This window comes from Streptomyces sp. NBC_00376, assembly GCF_036077095.1.
In the GTDB taxonomy this organism is placed as follows: Bacteria; Actinomycetota; Actinomycetes; order Streptomycetales; family Streptomycetaceae; genus Streptomyces.
On the sequence record NZ_CP107960.1, the window covers coordinates 5,721,949 to 5,738,398 of the forward strand.

Sequence of the window (16,450 nt, forward strand, 5' to 3'; positions counted from 1 at the left end):
CTAGGCCCTGGTCCGACTCGCCGAACGGCCATCGGGGACCGGCCCGGGTTCCTGGCCACCGGGCTCCCGGCGCAGGAAGGTGGAGGTATGGACGCGCACACCGACCGGTTCGCCGCGGCCGCCGCCGAGGAGCGGTGGGCGATGGTCCGCTCCATCGTGGCCGGCGGGGCGCTGGTCGATCCCGGCTGGCGGGCCGCCTTCGAGGAGGTGCCGCGGCATCTGTTCGTGCCGTACTACTTCGTGGCCGGCGGCTACGACCGCCTGTGGTGCGAGGACCCCGACCCGGTCCGGCGGGCCCAATGGCTGCGCGGGGCGTACGAGGACGGGGCACTGGCCACCCGCATCAAGGACGGCGAACTGATCTCGTCGAGCAGCCAGCCCTCGCTGATGGCCCGGATGCTCGAAGAACTGGACGTACGGGACGGGCACCGGGTCCTGGAGATCGGCGCGGGCAGCGGCTACAACGCGGCGCTGCTCGCCCACCGGCTCGGCGACGACGCCGTGACCACCGTCGACCTCGACCCGGAGATCACCGAGTCGGCCCGTCGGCACCTGGACGCGGCCGGGTACCACCCGGCGGTGATCACCGGGGACGGGACCCGGGGCTGGCCCCGCCGGGGCCCGTACGACCGGATCATCGCCACCTGCACCCTGCCGTGCGTACCGCAGTCCTGGCTGGAGCAGTGCGTGCCGGGCGCCCGGATACTGGCTCCGTTCGCCACCGGGCTGATCATGCTGCGGGTGCGGGAGGCGGCGCACGGGAAGTACGCCGAGGGCCGGTTCCTGCACACGGCCGCCTACTTCGTGCCGCTGCGCGGCAGCCCGGTGCCGCCCGCCCGGCGCCCGCACACCCGCGCACTGCCGAGGCGCTTCAGCGACAACGACCTCTTCCAGTTCCTGCTGGCGCTGACCGAGGGCTCGCTCGACCCGCGCGAGGCCCTCTCCCTCTGGCAGCGCGAGAAGCGCCCCGAGCGGGAGAGGTTCGGCATCACGGTCAGGGGCGGTCGGCAGTGGGCCTGGCTGGACGACCCCGAGGGACCGTACGCCTGGCCACTGCCGACCGTGTGACCTCTGTTATCTCTGCGACGCGTGTGGCGCGCCCCACGCCTGCGACGTGGGATCAGCCGCGGCGGATCGTGATCGTCGTCCACGCCCCGACGTGCACCTTGTCGCCGTCCTGGAGCGGGACGGGCACATAGGGCTGGATCGGGTCCTCGGCGCCGTTGAGCGTGGTGCCGTTGGTGGAGTTCTGGTCGACCACGGCCCAGCCGCCGTCGGGCTGCTGCACCAGCACCGCGTGCTGGTGCGAGACGCCCGGGTCCTCCGGCGGCACGGACAGATCGATGTCGGGCGACTCGCCGGTGCTGTGCCTGCGACGGCCGATGGTGATCTGGTTGCCGGCCAGCGGAAGCTGCTGCTCCGGGGAGTACGCGGGCAGGTTCAGCCCGGTCGCCTCGGGGCCGCTGCGCTGCATCATCGCCAGGAAGTACTCCCGGTCCGGGGCGATGACCGCGGTCCAGCTCGCGGGCGGCTGGTTCTGGTTCTGCCCCGGGAACGGCGGCTGCTGCTGCGCCGGGGCCGACTGCTGCGGGCCCTGGGCGTGGGACGGCGGCGACAGCATCCAGTCGTCGTCGCCGCTGCCGCTGCTCTGCGGCCCCTGCTGCTGCGGCGCGGGCGGCTGCGGAGCCGGCGGACCGGGCTGCGGGAACGCGGGCGGCGCGGACTGCTGCTGGAACGGTGCCGGCGGTGCCGACTGCTGCTGGAACGGCGGCGGCGCGGACTGCTGCTGGAACGGCGCGGGCGGTGCCGACTGCTGCTGGAAGGACGGCGGAGGCGGCGGACCCTGCTGCTGGAACGGCGGCGGGGGCGACTGCGGACCGGGTCCGGGGGCCGGGGGCGACTGCGGGCCCGGGCCGGGGGCCGGGGGACCGGGCTGGTTGCCCCGCTCGGCGGAGAGCGGCTCGGCCGGGCGGTTCATCTGCGAGGGCCGCGAACCCTGGTACTCGAACGGGTCGCGCTGCTGCTGCGGCGGGGGCGGCGGCTGCTGCGCCTGGAAACCGGGCGGCAGGTTGAGGCCGGGCGGCGGGCCTGGCACGCCCTGAGCCGGGGCCAGCGGCGTGTACGACGTCGCGGTGTTCGTGAGGAAGTTCCAGCGGCACTCCTCGCAGAACGGCGCCATCGCCTCACGCGGCGTGCGGCACTGCGGGCAGAGCTCGGCGGCCTGGGTCGCATCGGAACCCGGGTTCGGCGGGTAGCCGTAACCGGCGGCGGGCGGCGGAGGCGGCGGCGGGGGGACCGCACCCGCAGGCGCGCCCGCGCCGGCCATGCGATGGCCGCAGACCTCGCACCAGTCGTCGGAACCCGACTGGTGTCCGTTCGGGCAGGTCGGCATGTCGGCGCTTCCCCCTCTCCTGGGCCGGCCCCGGGGCCGGCGTATTTTTCTGCTCTTCGCCTCCCGGCGGATCATTCCGGCCGGGCGGCTCGACTGTGTGGCTCTGTGCCTACTGTTTGCTGTTTATTGATCGTTTCTACTTCTTGACGCGAACGGTCTTGGTCGAGCGTGTTTCGAGTGTCATCTCGTCGGCGTCCGCGACCTTCGCTTTCAGTCGCACAGTACCGGTCGCCGCGTCCACGACGTCCACCACCTTCGAAAGCAGTTTCGCAGTGTCCTCGTTCCCGGAGGCCGATGCCAACTGCACCGCGCGGCCCAGTTTCGCGGTCGCGCCGTCGAAGTCGCCCGACTTGCGGGCATCGAGTCCCTGCTGGATGACCTGGGCCAGTTCGGCCTGTCCGGTGTAGTGCGCGACCTGCGGATTGATCGAGGTGGAGGCCACCATGTCCTCGGTCCACACGGCCCTGACCAGGCCCTGCGAAAGCGTCTGCGGGGCCCCGCCCGACGGGTCGGGGAGGATCAGCGAGACCCGGGACGCCAGCATCTCCTGCCCGATTCCGGCCTGCGGCACGGTCACGCACACGTGGTAGTCGCGGGACTCGTCGCCCCAGGAGCCCGTGGGGTAGTCCCCGGCGCGGGGACCCGCCTCGGTGCGCCGGTCGGTCAGATCGACGACCGTCGGTGCGACCTGTTTCACAAACTTGATCTCGACCCCGACGGGCGTCCAGAGCCGCAGAGCGACATCCGCGACCTCCTTGCCCATCGCGTTCTCCATCATCTGCGTGAAGTCCGCGGCCAGCCCCGTGGGGTCGGCGACTATGTCGGCCGTGCCGAGCAGCGCGGAGGCGATCGCTGTGACCTCTTTCACCTCCCAGTCGGTGCCGACACCGCGGGCGTCACAGGTGAAACGGCCCGCGCAGGAGTCGAGCGCGGCCCGCAGGTCCTCCGGGGCTTCGTGCTCGTTGCGGCCGTCGGTGAGCAGGATGCCGTGCCGGATGTCCACATCGGCCGCGCCGAGCAGCCGGTCGGTCAGCCGCAGCCAGGTGCCGATCGCCGTACCGCCACCGGCGCTGAGCGCGCGCAGGGCCCCCTTGGCCTGGGCCTTGGTCCGCGCGTCGGCCACGGCGAGCCTGCCGTTGCCCGGGTAGACCTCCTTGGCGACGTGCGTACCGCCGACGACGGCGAACGAGGTGCCGTCGCGCAGGGTGTCGATGGCCGCGGCGGTCGCGTCGCGGGCGTTGCGCATCTTCGTCGGCGGATAGTCCATCGAGCCGGAGCAGTCGACCATGATCACCACGGCGGCGTTCGGCCCCCGCCCGGGAACGTGCGCGGGCGACGCGGCCGCACCGGACAGCGGGACGCCGCCGGTGGTGCCGCCCCCGGTCGAGGTGACGGTGACGATCGCGTTGACCTCGCGGCCGCCTTCCGGCAGATATTCGTTCTGGTACACCTCGACGGAGAACTGCGGCACGTTCGACTTGGAGAAGTTGGCCATCTGGTCGGCTCCTTGGGACTCCAGGTGTCGGATGAAGACAGCTGAGAGCGAAGAAAAACGGGCGAAGGCGGCGGTGACGGGGCGGACTGTCGGAACTGGAACCAAGCGTTACGGAACGGGACTCACGGGGTACCGCACGCCGATCCTGCCCCCTGCGGCTCCACGGCGAACGGCAGCAGAGCCACTGTTACGTTGTCGTGGCCCCCGCCGTCGAGCGCGTGACCCACCAGCACCTGGGCGGCGTGCAGTGGCCGTTGGTGCGCGTCGGCCGGTACCGCCGCGGCCATCTCGGCCGCCGACTCCGCGTAGTTCCACAGGCCGTCCGTGCACACGACCACCAGACCGGACCGGTCCGGTTTGAAGGACGCGGTGTGCGGTTCCAGCTCGTACGCGTCGGCGCCGAGCCACCCCGTGATCGCGTGGGCCCGCTCGTCCGCGTACGCCTCCGCCTCGTTCATCAGGCCCGCCGCCACCATCTGCGCGGCCCACGAGTCGTCCTCGGTCAGCCGGGCGGGCGGGTTGGTGCGGTCGTCGGGCACCCAGTAGACGCGGCTGTCGCCGACCCAGCCGACGATCAGCAGACCGCCCGCCATGATCGAGCCGACCAGGGTGCACGCCGGGGCGTTCTGGTGGCGGTGCTGGTCGTGCTCCGTGGCCCGGCCGGGCTCCTGGGCCAGGGAGTTGACCGCCTCGCCGGCCGCGAGGATCGCCTCGTGCATCGCCTGCTGCGGGTGGGTGCCGCGAGGCAGCGACTCCAGGAGCGCCTCGTTGGCCGCGCTCGCGGCGGCCGCCGACGCCTCGTCCGGGCGGCTGGCCGACGAGACGCCGTCGCAGACGATCGCGACGACGGCCGGTGAACCGTCGGGCAGGGCGGTGGTCGACACCGCGAACGAGTCCTCGTTGCGGTGATGGCGCAGGCCCCGGTCGCTGACGGCGGCCACCGAACCGAGCTCCTGCTCCATGTGGTCACGCTCGCGCGGCTGGGCGTGACCGCAGTTCTCGCAGTAGCCGTCGGTGTCGACACTGCCCGCCCGGCAGGCCACACAGCGCTTGGTACCGGCCGGCGGCGTGGCCGCCACCGGATCCACGGCGGGGGTACGGGGGTCGGGTGCGGCCGCCGGTGCGGGCGCGGGCAGCTCGAAGTCGTCCGATCCGCTCGACGTGCTCGACGCACTCGGCCCGCTCGACGCACTCGACACATTGGATGTGCCCGGTCCGGCCGGTCCGTCCGGTTCACGCCGCCGGTCGAAGCGGACCCCCGCCGAACCCTCCGCGGGCACGGTCATGGCGACCGTCGGGTGGTCCTGGGCGACGGCGGGCACGGCCGACAGGTCGTACCCGCACGCACCGCAGAACAGGTCCCCCGGCTCCAGCGGCTCCTCGCAGCCGGGGCACTTCGACAGGGCCGTCTCCTGGGGCTTCTGCTCCTGGGGCTTCTGCGACATTTTCACACCCACGTCCGGGGGCGGAAACGGTTGGCCCGCTCCACCAGTTCGATCCTCTCATCGCCGGGCTCCGCAAGCCTGGCGAGCATCCGGTACGAACGTTCGAGCCCGAAGCGCAGGCCCCGCTCGTCCAGCTCACTGCCGAGCAGCTTTCCCGGCCCGGCAGGCGAAGGAGGCTGCGCCGAGGGGCTACCGGAGAGTATCCAGTCGAGCGCCGTCCCCAGCACCTCGGTCGAAAGCTGCTCCCGGCGCACCGCGTCCAGACCGAAACCGGCCAGTGCCGATACCTGGGCCGAGGCGGCCATCAGATCGGTGATCAGCGGCTCGTCCGGGGACCTTCCGCGCAGCCGGGCACGCACCGCGGCGACCCGTGCCGCCGTGTAGTGGATCGACGCCTCGGGCACCGACTCCAGGGCGCTGACGGCCCCGGCCCGGTTTCCGGCGGCGATCTGCACCCGGGCCAGCCCGAAGGCGGCGCTGACGAAGCTCGGGTCGGTCGTCCACACCAGCCGGTAGTACTCGGCGGCGTTGTCCAGCTGGCCCAGGACCTCCGCGCAGATCCCCAGCGCCAGCTTGGGCGCCGGCTCGCCGGGGAACGCGTCGTACACCGCGTCGAAGGACAGCGCCGCGTTCTCGTTGTCGCCGGTCACCAGCGAGGTGATGCCGCGGTACCAGACCACCCGCCAGTCGTCCGGGTACTGGCCCTCCAGCGCGGTCAGGGTCTGCCCCGCGGCACCGAGGTCGTTCAGCTCCAGGCGGGCGCGCAGCTCGCGCAGCCGGGTCTCCAGCGAGGCCACCGGCACCGCGCCCAGCGCGGAGATCAGCTCGGACGGGGCGGTGGTCATCAGCCCGGCGAGGAAACCCGCGTTGGGGTCGCTCGCGTCGACCCGGGGCACCGGCAGCGCGAGCGAGGTGGACCGTACGTCGAGCTCGGCGAGCCTAGGGCCGTCCGGCGCGGGGAGGAGCGCCGCCGGAGCGGCGGCCGGGACCCGGGGGGCCGGAATGGCGGCCTGCGGCTGCGCGTACGCGGCGGCCTCACCGTTCCCGCCCGGCGCGTTGCCCGCCCGTACATGGGTGGGCGGCGCGATCAGCGGAGCGGCCCCGGGCGCGGCGTACCCCGGCGCGGGCGGGGCGTACCCGGGCAGCGCGCCGGGCGCGGGCGGAGCCGCGACCCGGGGCACGTTGCCCGCCCCGCCGCGCCGCCCGCGGCGGCCGGACCGGGCCGGGGTGGTCGCCCGGATCCCCAGCCGCGACACATCGCCCATCGGCTCCGGGAACAACTGCGTGTCGGTGACCCGCACTTCGGTGCCGAACAGCGTCGAGAGCGCCGGGCGCGGCCGCCCCGTCTGCAGCGACACCACCTCGCGCAGCACACCCGTCAGCTGCTCCGCCATCTCCGCGGCCGAGGCGAACCGCCGCGCCGGATCCGGGTCGGTGGCCCGCACCAGCAGCCGGTAGAACGACTCGTAGGTCCGGAACACCTCGATGTTGTCCGGATCCGGGAGCGAGTCCACGAAGACGTTGGTGTAGCCCTGGAAGTCGAAGGTGAGCACCGCGAGCGTCCGCGCGACCGTGTACAGATCGGAGGCGACCGACGGGCCGATCTCCGCGACCTCCGGCGCCTGGTAGCCCACCGTGCCGTAGATGGCCGACTCGTCGTCGTCCATCCTGCGCACCGCGCCCATGTCGATCAGCTTCAGCTGGTCCTCGGTCTGGATCGCGTTGTCGACCTTGAAGTCGCAGTACAGCAGGTTGCGGCTGTGCAGATGGCCGAGCGCCTCCAGCGCCTCGATGCCGTACGCGCACGCCTGCTCGACCGGCAGCGGATCGCGCTTCCCGGCGGGGGTGCGGCGCTCGTTGGCGATGTCCTTGAGCGCCTTGCCGCCGACGTACTCCATCACGATGTAGCCGTCGAGCGAGCCGGTGCGCTGGTCGAGGTGCTCGACGAAGTTGTAGATCCGGACGATGTTGGAGTGCTCGATCTCGGCGAGGAAGCGGCGCTCGGAGATCGCGGCCGCCATGGCGTCCTGGTCGCCGGTGTCGAGCAGGCCCTTGAGGACCACCCAGCGGTCCGAGACCGCACGGTCGACCGCGAGGTAGACCCAGCCGAGCCCGCCGTGAGCCAGACAGCCGGCGACCTCGTACTGGCCGTGCACGATGTCGCCCGCGTGGAGCTTGGGCACGAAGGAGTAGGGGTGACCGCACTTGGTGCAGAACCCCTCCGTGCGGCCGATCCGTTCGCCGCGCGACCGGCCGACCGGGGCCCCGCAGTCGGAACGCGAACAGAAACGCTTCCGCTCCGGTACCTCGGGGTTCTCCATCACCGCCGAGCGCGGGTCGGGACGCGGCACGTCCGGCACCTCGACCAGGCCCACGCCCAGCCTGCCCCGGGTGGACGCGCCCGAGGCCGAACCGGAGGAACGGACCGAGACCGAGGGGGAGGTGACGCTGCCGGACAGCGAACGCGAGAGCCGGCCCGACACCGAGCGCCGTGAGGTCGACGAGCGCGAGGAACGGGACGACCGCGAGGACGCCCGGGACGAGGACCGCGAACCACTGCTGCTGCCACGGCTGTTCGCGCCGCCGACCGCGATCCCGGTGGGCGGCGAGCTCACCAGGCCATTCGGCGACACGACCGGAGCCAGCCCGCAGGTGTCGCAGTACAGCTCACCGCCGCCCATGTCCTCGTAACTGCCCTCGCACGCGGGGCGCTGGCACTGCGTACTCATGATCGGTCCCCCTGATCGCCCCGCCGCCGCAACGGCCCTGCCACCTTGCACACATCCGTGGTCATCGCCGGTCCTCCGGCCCCGGTGCCCGGCGCTGGGAAAGCAGCTCGGCCGCCGCCTCCTGGTAGCGCAGCACCGCCTGTCCGGCGACCCGCAGATCGCACGGCGCGCTCCACAGCATCCGGCGCGCCGCGTCGTACCGCTCGATCAGCAGCGGGTCCTCGGCCAGCCCGTGCCGGGCGACCTTCGCCTTGTACGCGTCGAGCCTGCCGCGCAGCTCCGCCCGTACCGCCAGCGGGGCGGTGACCGCGGTCAACGACTCGCGGGCCCGCAGCAATTCCTCCTCCGCCTCCCGCTCCAGCGTCTCCAGGAGCGGGGACAGCCGGTGCCACTGGGCGTGCCTGCGGTACTCCGAGGCGGCGGCCAGCCGTTCCTGGAGCACCGTCGCCGGGCCGCTGACCGCGGGCACCTCGGAGGCCGCGATCTTCGCCAGCACCTCACCGCGCGCCGACCGGGCCTCGGTCAGGGTGCGGTCCGCGCGGGAGAGCACGTCGCGCAGCTGGACCAGGCGCTGCTCGGCGTCCTGCCGGACCGCGAGCACCGCCTCGATCTCACGGCGTACGTCGTCCAGGGCGCGGGCCGCCCGGTCGTAGCGCGTCGTGTCGGGGCGGCCGCCGCCGGGCGCCGAACTGCCGGGCCCCGGCAGCCAGAACGCGAGGGGATCGGAGATCACCTGCGCCCGCAGCGTGGTCAGCTCCTGGGTGATCGCCGCCAGGTCGTCGCCCGCCGGGTGCTCACCGGGCCGTACTCCCACGGAGTGCGCCAGCGAGCGGGTGCGGTGCAGCTCGGCGGCGAGCAGATCTATCCGGGCGGGCAGCGCGGACCACACGGAGTCGGAGGCGACGACCATGTCCAGCGAGCGGGCGTACAGCTCGTTCATCCGGGAGACCAGCTCCTCCAGCGTGAACCGCTCGGAGAGCTTGGCCGGACCGTTGACCGAGGGATCGGGGCGGGCCGCCGCGTGCGCCACGGTGACGCCCTGGCCGCGCAGCAGCTCGGTGAGGGCCAGCAGGTCGTCCCGGTTGGGATAGCGGCGGCGGGCCCGCACCGAACGGGCCCGGTCGAGCGCCCCCGCGTAGGCGTCGAAATACCCCCACAGCAGCGTGATCGACTGCTCCGTGGAGGCCCAGCGTTCCCTGGTGACGCCGGTCAGCTCGGCGCCCTCCAGGAGCCGGCGGCCCGCGTGGTCCTGCAGGGCGAGCAGCGAGGTCTCGATCGCCTCGTGCTCCGCGCCGAGCCGGGCCAGCGCGCGGTCCGCCTCGTCCCGGTCCATGACCGGGCCGGGGGGCCTGGCCGCATAGCCGGGGAAGGGGCCCGCGCCCATCGATCACCTCTCCGCTCTTACTGCCGGGACGTACCCGGCAGGATCAGTGCCACTGCCTCACCGGCCGGGGTCCGCGCCGTCGCGCACACCCGGACGGACCGACCGTCAGTTGCTCCGGTACTTCGGGGCCGGCGGTCCCTTTATCCCCGGCAGCCCGGCCTCCAACCAATCCTGGTACGACAGCATCCAGGCGCTCTTCGCACCACCACTGCGGTAGTCGACCAGCACCTGGTTGACCCGGGCCACCAGATCGTCGGCCCCGAGCTTCGCCGCCACACCGTAGTACTCGGTGGTGAACGGCTTGTCGCCCTTCAGCTCGACCGCCGGGTCCTGGGCCGCCTGTCCGGCCGCCAGGGCGTTGTCCGTGACCACCGCGTCGACCTCACCCATCTGCAACCGCACCAGGCAGTCCAGCTGGTTGGGGACGGTGAGCTGGTTCTCGTCCGCGGCGGTGCCGTCGTGCGGGTCCTCGAAGACCGCGCCGAACGACTGCTTCTTCAGCGCGTCGTAGGCGGTGGAGCCGTTGGCGGTGCAGACGCGCTTGCCGGCCAGGGACTTGTCGTACCCGGTGATCGACGATTCCTTCGGTGCGAGGACCTGTTGTCCGGCCTGGAAGTAGGCGGTGGAGAACGAGACCTTCCGGGCCTGCTTGCAGTTGATCGTCATCGTGCGGACGACGACATCGACCTTGCCGTTCGCCAGGAGCTCGGCCCGCTTGTTGGTGGGAATGGCCCGGAAGATCACCGCGTCGCGGTCGTTCAGGATGTTCTCGGCGATGGCCCGCACCAGATCGATGTCGAAGCCTTCGATCTGACGGTTCTCCGGATTGCGGTATCCCCAGCGGAAGCTGTTCTGGTCGACCCCCGCGATCAGCTTCCCGCGCTTCTTGATCTTCTCGATGCTCGGACCGTCGGCGGACGAGGGCGGGAGGCTCGCCTCCGGGTCCGTGCAGTCGTCGGCCTTGGCCTGGACGGCCTGTGAGGTGCCCTGGCCCGCGAGGTCCCCGATGAAGGCGTCGGCGCCGCCGTGGGAGAGCGGCAGCAGGGTGAGCGAGGCCGTCACGGCGCAGGCCGCGGCCATGGCTGTCACTCCGCCCCAGCCGCGCAGCCTGACCCGGGCCGACCATGCGCCCATGCGCTTCCTGGTCATCGCTCCTCCTTTCATCGCTCCCCCGCTCATCGGTACTCCGAGAGCCTGCGGTTGATCCCGATGATCGCCGCGGCGGCGCCCAGCACGGCCAGCACGGCGGCCCCGGCCGACAGTCCCCACAGCGCCCCGCGCCCGTCCTCGGCGGCCCGGGTGAACTGGTCCTGCTCATGGGCTAGTGCCTTCGCCAGCGCGTCGTCCACCTGCTGGAACGACTCACCCGTCGACTTCTCGGGCCCGACGATCTGCTTCAGGGCACCCTCGTAGTCACCGTTGTCGTCGGTGGTGCGGGCGGCCCGGTGACGTTCCTGCCACTCGGTGACGGCGGCGGAGGCGGCCTTCACCGGATCGCTTCCCCGGGCGTCGTCCGCGAGCCCCCCGGCCTTCCCCAGCTCCTCGCCGAGTGCCTTCATGCCCGTGTTGTAGTCCGTCTCGTACTTGTCGTTCTTGCCGTCCGGGGTGAGCACCGCACCACGGGCGACCAGCGTGAGGTTCTCATTGGCGCGGGCCTTCAGCGAGTCGATCCGCGCGTGGTTGAGCACATCGAGGGACTGCTGCCCGTTCACATCCGCGGCATTCAGCTGGGACCGGGCCACCGTGTGCCCCACGGCCAGCCACAGCAGGATCACGGTGGACGCGGCGGTCGCCACGAGCAGCCCGTGGTTGAAGACCCGGTTCGTCCTGCGGTAGTTGCGCCGCTGCGCCCAGACCAGCCCGGCCAGCGCCACCACACCGAGCCCCAGCGAGAGGAAGGGCAGGGTCCGCGCCGAGTCGTTGTCCTCGCCGAGCCGGCCGGTCTCCGCCGCGTACAGCCGCTCGGCGGCCGGCAGCAGCACGTTGCTCATCTTCTGGTTGGCGTACCGGAGATAGGCGCCGCCCAGCGGCAGACCCTGCCGGTTGTTGGCGCGGGCCCGCTCGATCAGGCCCGTGTAGCGGGGGAGTTCCACGTTGAGCGTGGTGATCTCCTGCCCGGACTTCGTCGCCGCGTCCGTGTTGGCGGCGGCCTTCACCAGCAGCCGGGACGCCTCCTTGATGTCCCGCTCGTACTGGTCGTGGACATCGCGCGGCTCCTGCGCCCCCGCCAGGAAGCCGCTCGCAGCCGCGGTGTCGGCATCGGCCAGCGAGCGGTAGACGGCCGCCGCGTCGGCGCTCAGCGGCTGGCTGCGGCCCACCACGTCACCGGCGGCGGACTCGCGGTCGGCGACCTCGAACGCCGTCACGGCCCCGAACGCGACGACGAGCAGGGCCAGCACGGCCCCGATGATCTGGAGCCTGCCGGGCTCGGTGGTGGCCGCGGCCCGCACCCGGTCGGCGGTCATGGACAGCACACCGCGCTGCTGCGGAGCGGGTACGGTCGCGGGCGCGGGCGGCTGCGCCTGCTCGTGTTCCGGCGCCGTGCGCACACTCGGCGGGTATGTCACTCGACCTCCCCCTCGGTCACTGACGGTGGCCCCGCCCCCGGCCGATCGGGGGCTGGTGCCCGGCCATGAAGTATGGCCGCAGGGACCGACGTCCACACCTGGAACGTCCGGATTCTGCATCGGCCCACGGATGCGATGCGATCACACATCCGATTGCGGTCACCTGCATTCGATCAAGGCCTGCGCCGCCGATCAAGACGATCGGCGGACCAGTACCCGATGCGGGCCGATCTCCCCACTCATGAACACGTCCGGGACAACTGATCGGTTCCCGTGCGCAAGGGGCGTCCCGCGGCGCGAAAGCACCGTGGAACGCCCCTTGGAACGCGAACGACATGTCAGCCGTACTGTGCGCGCAGCCTCTCGTGCACCGTGGCCGCCGCGCCCGTGTGGTCCAGGCCGAGCAGCGCGGCCCCCAGCACCGGCGGCTGGGCCACCACCCGGAGCTCCGCCTTCGGGGCCCGCACCGCGAGGAGTTCGGAGATCCTCGCGTCCAACTGTGGGTGGCGGGCCGCCAGTACGCTGCCGCCCAGCACCACCGGCGCCTCCTCGTCCAGCAGATCGAGCCGGCCCAGCGCGACCGAGGCCATCGCGACGACCTCCTCGGCCAGCCGGTCCACCAGCGCCCCAGCCACCGGGTCCCCGGCCGCCGCGGTCGCGAAGAGCACCGGGGCCAGCTCGTGCCGGCGCTCGAACTCGACCCGGCCCAGATGCAGCGCCTCGATCAGCGCGTACATCGAGCCGAGCCCGAAGTGCCCCGGCAGCGTACGGACCAGCTCGGTCGGCTCACCGCGCCCGTCCTCGGCCCGCGCGGCGAACCACATGGCCTCCTCGGCCAGCCCCGCGCCGCCGCCCCAGTCACCGGAGATCCGGCCTATGGCGGGGAACCGCGCGGTCCGCCCGTCCGGCACCATGCCCACGCAGTTGATCCCCGCGCCGCAGACCACGGCCACACCGCGCGGCTCGTCCACCCCCGCGCGCAGTATCGCGAAGGTGTCGTTGCGCACCTCGACGGTGGCGCCCCAGCCCCGCGCGCGCAGCGCCGCGGCCAGCTGTTCCTCCTCCACCGGAAGGTCGGCGTTGGCGAGACAGGCGGACACGTGCGCGACGGGGCTGAACGGTCGGCCGGATCGGCCGGATTCGCCGGACAGCTCCAGCGCCCGGTCGACGGCCGCGCCGAGGACGTCGACGGCCGCCTCGACACCCACCGCCGGCGGCTGGAAGCCGCCGCCCCGGACCGTCGAAAGCACCGTTCCGTCCGCGCCGATCAGCGCCACGTCGGTCTTGCTGTTCCCCGCGTCGATCGCGAGGACCGAAGCGTTCACGCCCACGCCAGGTGCTCCCGGTTGTGCGCGATCAGCTTGTCGGTGAGCGCCTCGGCGTACTCGAACTGCCCGATCAACGGGTGCGCGAGCAGCGCCTTGAACACCCGGTCCCGGCCGCCGCGCAGTGCGGCCTCCAGGGCGAGGTCCTCGTACGCCGTCACATTGGCGATCAGACCGGCGTACAGCGGGTCCAGCTCGGGAACGGCGAGCGGCGTCGCGCCCGTGCCGTCGACCCGGGCCTGCACCTCGATCACCGCGTCGTCCGGCAGGAACGGCAGGGTGCCCCGGTTGTACGTGTTGACCACCTGCACCGCCGAGCCGCCCGAGCCGAGCAGCGAGGACGCCAGGTCCACGGCCGCCTCCGAGTAGAAGGCGCCGCCCCGCTTGGCGAGCAGCGCGGGCTTCTCGTCAAGCGCCGGGTCGCCGTACATGGCGAGCAGTTCCTTCTCCATCGCGGCGACCTCGGCGGCCCGGGACGGCTTGGTGCCGAGCTCCCGCACGACCGCGTCGTGCGCGTAGAAGTACCGCAGGTAGTACGAGGGGACGACGCCGAGCCGGTCGGTGATCGCCCGGGGCATGCGCAGATCGTCCGCGATCGCGTCGCCGTGCTCGGCGAGCAGCTTCGGCAGCACGTTCTCGCCGTCCGGGCCGCCGAGGCGCACCCCGAGCTCCCAGGTCAGGTGGTTGAGCCCGACATGGTCGAGGTGCACCTCGCCGGGGGTGACGTCGAGCAGCCGCGCGAACTTGCGCTGGAAGCCGATCGCCACGTTGCACAGGCCGACGGCCTTGTGGCCGGCCTGGAGCAGCGCCCGGGTGACGATGCCGACCGGGTTGGTGAAGTCGATGATCCAGGCGTCCGGGTTGGTGCGGCGGACCCGCTCGGCGATGTCCAGGACGACCGGCACGGTGCGCATCGCCTTGGCGAGGCCGCCGGCGCCGGTGGTCTCCTGGCCGACGCAGCCGCACTCCAGCGGCCAGGTCTCGTCCTGGTTGCGGGCGGCCTGGCCGCCGACGCGCAGCTGGAGCAGGACCGCGTCGGCGTCGGCGACGCCCGCGTCCAGGTCGGAGGTGGTGACGATCCTCCCCGGGTGGCCCTGCTTGGCGAAGATCCGCCGGGCGAGGCCGCCGACGAGCTCCAGGCGGTCGGCCGCCGGGTCGACGAGCACCAGCTCCTCGATGGGCAGCGTGTCCCGCAACCGGGCGAAACCGTCGATCAGTTCAGGTGTGTAGGTGGACCCGCCACCAACTACTGCGAGCTTCATAGGTCAGCCCTTTACTCCGGTCAGTGTGACGCCCTCGACGAATGCCTTCTGTGCGAAGAAGAAGACGAGGATCACGGGGGCCATGACCAGTACGGTCGCGGCCATGGTCAGGTTCCAGTCGGTGTGGTGTGCGCTCTTGAAGGAGTCCAGGCCGTAACTGAGCGTCCAGGCAGCGGGGTTCTCCGACGCGTAGATCTGCGGGCCGAAGTAGTCGTTCCAGGCGTAGAAGAACTGGAAGAGGGCGACGGCGGCGATGCCCGGCTTGGCCATCGGCACCACGACGCGCATCAGGGTGCGGAACTCGCCGCAGCCGTCGACCTTCGCCGCGTCGAGGTACTCGTTCGGGATGGTCAGCAGGAACTGCCGCAGCAGGAAGATGGAGAACGCGTCGCCGAACGCCATCGGGATGATCAGCGGCCAGAGCGTGCCGGACATGTCCAGCTGCTTGGCCCAGAACAGATACATCGGGATGACGACGACCTGCGGCGGCAGCATCATCATCGAGATGACCAGCATCAGCGACAGATGCCGGCCGCGGAAGCGGAACTTGGCGAGCGCGTAGGCCACGGGCAGCGACGAGACGACCGTGAGGACGGTGCCGAGCCCCGCGTACAGCAGGGTGTTGCGCCACCAGGTCAGGAAGCCGTCGGTCTCGAAGACCCGCCGGTAGTTGCTCCACTCGAAGGGGTGCGGCCACAGCTCGCGGGTCAGCGCCTGCTGGTCGCTCATCAGCGAGGTGAGCAGGAGGAAGACGAACGGCAGCACGAAGAAGAGCGCGGCGGCGACGCCGAGCGCGTGCACCGCGATCCAGTTCAGCAGCGACTTGCGCCGCGCGACGCGTTCGGCCGGGGTGGCCGGGCCGGTCGCGGGGCCGGCCGTCTTCACGGCGTCGAGAGTCTGCGCCACGTCACTCACCTGCCTGGATCAGTCCGCTGCGGCGCCGCATCAGCAGTGCGGTGAACGCCATGGCGAGTACGAAGAGAACGAGCGCGACCACGCAGGCGGAGCCGTAGTCGAAGCGCTGGAAACCGAGGTTGTAGACGACCTGCGGCAGCGTCAGTGTCGACTTGTCGGGATAGCCCGGTTCGAACTGCTGCCCGGAGCCGCCCATCACGCCCGAGGCGACCTTCCCGGCCACGAACGGCTGGGTGTAGTACTGCATCGTCTGGATGATCCCGGTGACCACCGCGAACAGGATGATCGGCGAGATGTTCGGCAGGGTGACGAAGCGGAACCGCTGGAACGCGGTCGCCCCGTCCAGCTCCGCCGCCTCGTACTGTTCCTTCGGTACGTCGAGCAGCGCGGCCATGAAGATCACCATCAGGTCGCCCACCCCCCAGACCGCGAGCGCGGTCAGGGCCGGCTTGGACCAGGCGGCGTCGGTGAACCAGCCGGGCGTGGGCAGCCCGATCTCGCCGAGGATCGAATTGACCGGCCCGGTACCCGGGTTGAGCAGGAAGACGAAGCCGAGGGTCGCCGCGACCGGCGGGGCCAGGTAGGGCAGGTAGAACAGGGTCCGGAAGACCCCGGCACCCGTCTTGATCTTCGTGATCAGCAGCCCGACACCGAGGCCGAACACCACCCGGCAGGTGACCATGACCACGACCAGCCAGAGCGTGTTGCGCAGCGCCGGCCAGAACAGCGGGTAGTCGTTGAAGACGAACGACCAGTTCTTCAGCCCGCTGAACTCGGGGGCCGTGAAACCGTCGTACGAGGTGAAGGAGAAGTAGACGGTGGAGATCAGCGGGTAGGCGAAGAAGACGCAGAACCCGATCAGCCACGGCGACATGAAGGCCGCTGTCCGAAGCGCCGACCGGCGGCGCTTCGCACGGAGTGTGTAGGTGGTCATCG

The 16,450-nt window shown here is 71.9% G+C and carries 13 protein-coding genes; 2 read left to right on the forward strand and 11 right to left on the reverse strand.

Annotated elements, in window-relative coordinates:
* The first annotated feature begins 87 nt into the window (after window positions 1-87).
* A complete protein-coding gene (locus OG842_RS25760; protein WP_266732948.1) occupies window positions 88-1,068 on the forward strand; it encodes a methyltransferase domain-containing protein in 981 nt (326 codons plus the stop codon).
* 52 nt (window positions 1,069-1,120) lie between these two features.
* Here OG842_RS25760 and OG842_RS25765 read toward each other — a convergent pair whose 3' ends face one another.
* From OG842_RS25765 to OG842_RS25780, 4 genes are all read right to left on the reverse strand, one after another.
* Complete coding sequence (locus OG842_RS25765) at window positions 1,121-2,392, reverse strand: FHA domain-containing protein (protein WP_266732950.1); 1,272 nt, start codon at window positions 2,390-2,392, stop codon at window positions 1,121-1,123.
* Window positions 2,393-2,528: 136 nt separating this feature from the next.
* On the reverse strand, window positions 2,529-3,887 hold the full coding sequence (locus OG842_RS25770; RefSeq protein WP_266732951.1) for a vWA domain-containing protein: 1,359 nt from the start codon (window positions 3,885-3,887) through the stop codon (window positions 2,529-2,531).
* A gap of 122 nt (window positions 3,888-4,009) precedes the next feature.
* Window positions 4,010-5,332 (reverse strand): protein phosphatase 2C domain-containing protein, encoded by a 1,323-nt coding sequence (locus OG842_RS25775; protein ID WP_266732952.1) that lies wholly within the window; start codon window positions 5,330-5,332, stop codon window positions 4,010-4,012.
* A gap of 2 nt (window positions 5,333-5,334) precedes the next feature.
* Window positions 5,335-7,683, reverse strand: coding sequence for a tetratricopeptide repeat protein (locus OG842_RS25780; RefSeq protein ID WP_443064007.1), 2,349 nt, complete (start codon window positions 7,681-7,683; stop codon window positions 5,335-5,337).
* A gap of 40 nt (window positions 7,684-7,723) precedes the next feature.
* On the opposite strand from OG842_RS25780, the gene OG842_RS45255 reads away from it, so the two are divergent.
* Window positions 7,724-8,023: a hypothetical protein gene (locus tag OG842_RS45255; protein ID WP_443064008.1), complete on the forward strand. Its 300-nt coding sequence runs from the start codon at window positions 7,724-7,726 to the stop codon at window positions 8,021-8,023.
* Window positions 8,024-8,122: 99 nt separating this feature from the next.
* On the opposite strand, the gene OG842_RS25785 is transcribed toward OG842_RS45255, so the two are convergent.
* The 7 genes from OG842_RS25785 to OG842_RS25815 form a co-directional block, all read right to left on the reverse strand.
* Window positions 8,123-9,445, reverse strand: coding sequence for a hypothetical protein (locus OG842_RS25785; protein WP_266732955.1), 1,323 nt, complete (start codon window positions 9,443-9,445; stop codon window positions 8,123-8,125).
* Window positions 9,446-9,550: 105 nt separating this feature from the next.
* Window positions 9,551-10,594 (reverse strand): glutamate ABC transporter substrate-binding protein, encoded by a 1,044-nt coding sequence (locus tag OG842_RS25790; RefSeq protein WP_266732957.1) that lies wholly within the window; start codon window positions 10,592-10,594, stop codon window positions 9,551-9,553.
* Window positions 10,595-10,620: 26 nt separating this feature from the next.
* Window positions 10,621-12,012, reverse strand: coding sequence for a hypothetical protein (locus OG842_RS25795; protein ID WP_401874090.1), 1,392 nt, complete (start codon window positions 12,010-12,012; stop codon window positions 10,621-10,623).
* Between the two features lie 338 nt (window positions 12,013-12,350).
* On the reverse strand, window positions 12,351-13,343 hold the full coding sequence (locus OG842_RS25800; RefSeq protein WP_266732958.1) for an N-acetylglucosamine kinase: 993 nt from the start codon (window positions 13,341-13,343) through the stop codon (window positions 12,351-12,353).
* On the reverse strand, window positions 13,334-14,599 hold the full coding sequence (locus OG842_RS25805) for a 6-phospho-beta-glucosidase (protein WP_266732960.1): 1,266 nt from the start codon (window positions 14,597-14,599) through the stop codon (window positions 13,334-13,336). Before OG842_RS25805 ends, OG842_RS25800 begins: the two co-directional genes overlap by 10 nt.
* Window positions 14,600-14,602: 3 nt before the next feature.
* Window positions 14,603-15,505: a carbohydrate ABC transporter permease gene (locus tag OG842_RS25810; protein WP_266732961.1), complete on the reverse strand. Its 903-nt coding sequence runs from the start codon at window positions 15,503-15,505 to the stop codon at window positions 14,603-14,605.
* Window position 15,506: 1 nt separating this feature from the next.
* Window positions 15,507-16,448: a carbohydrate ABC transporter permease gene (locus OG842_RS25815; protein WP_124717665.1), complete on the reverse strand. Its 942-nt coding sequence runs from the start codon at window positions 16,446-16,448 to the stop codon at window positions 15,507-15,509.
* Window positions 16,449-16,450 lie beyond the last annotated feature (2 nt).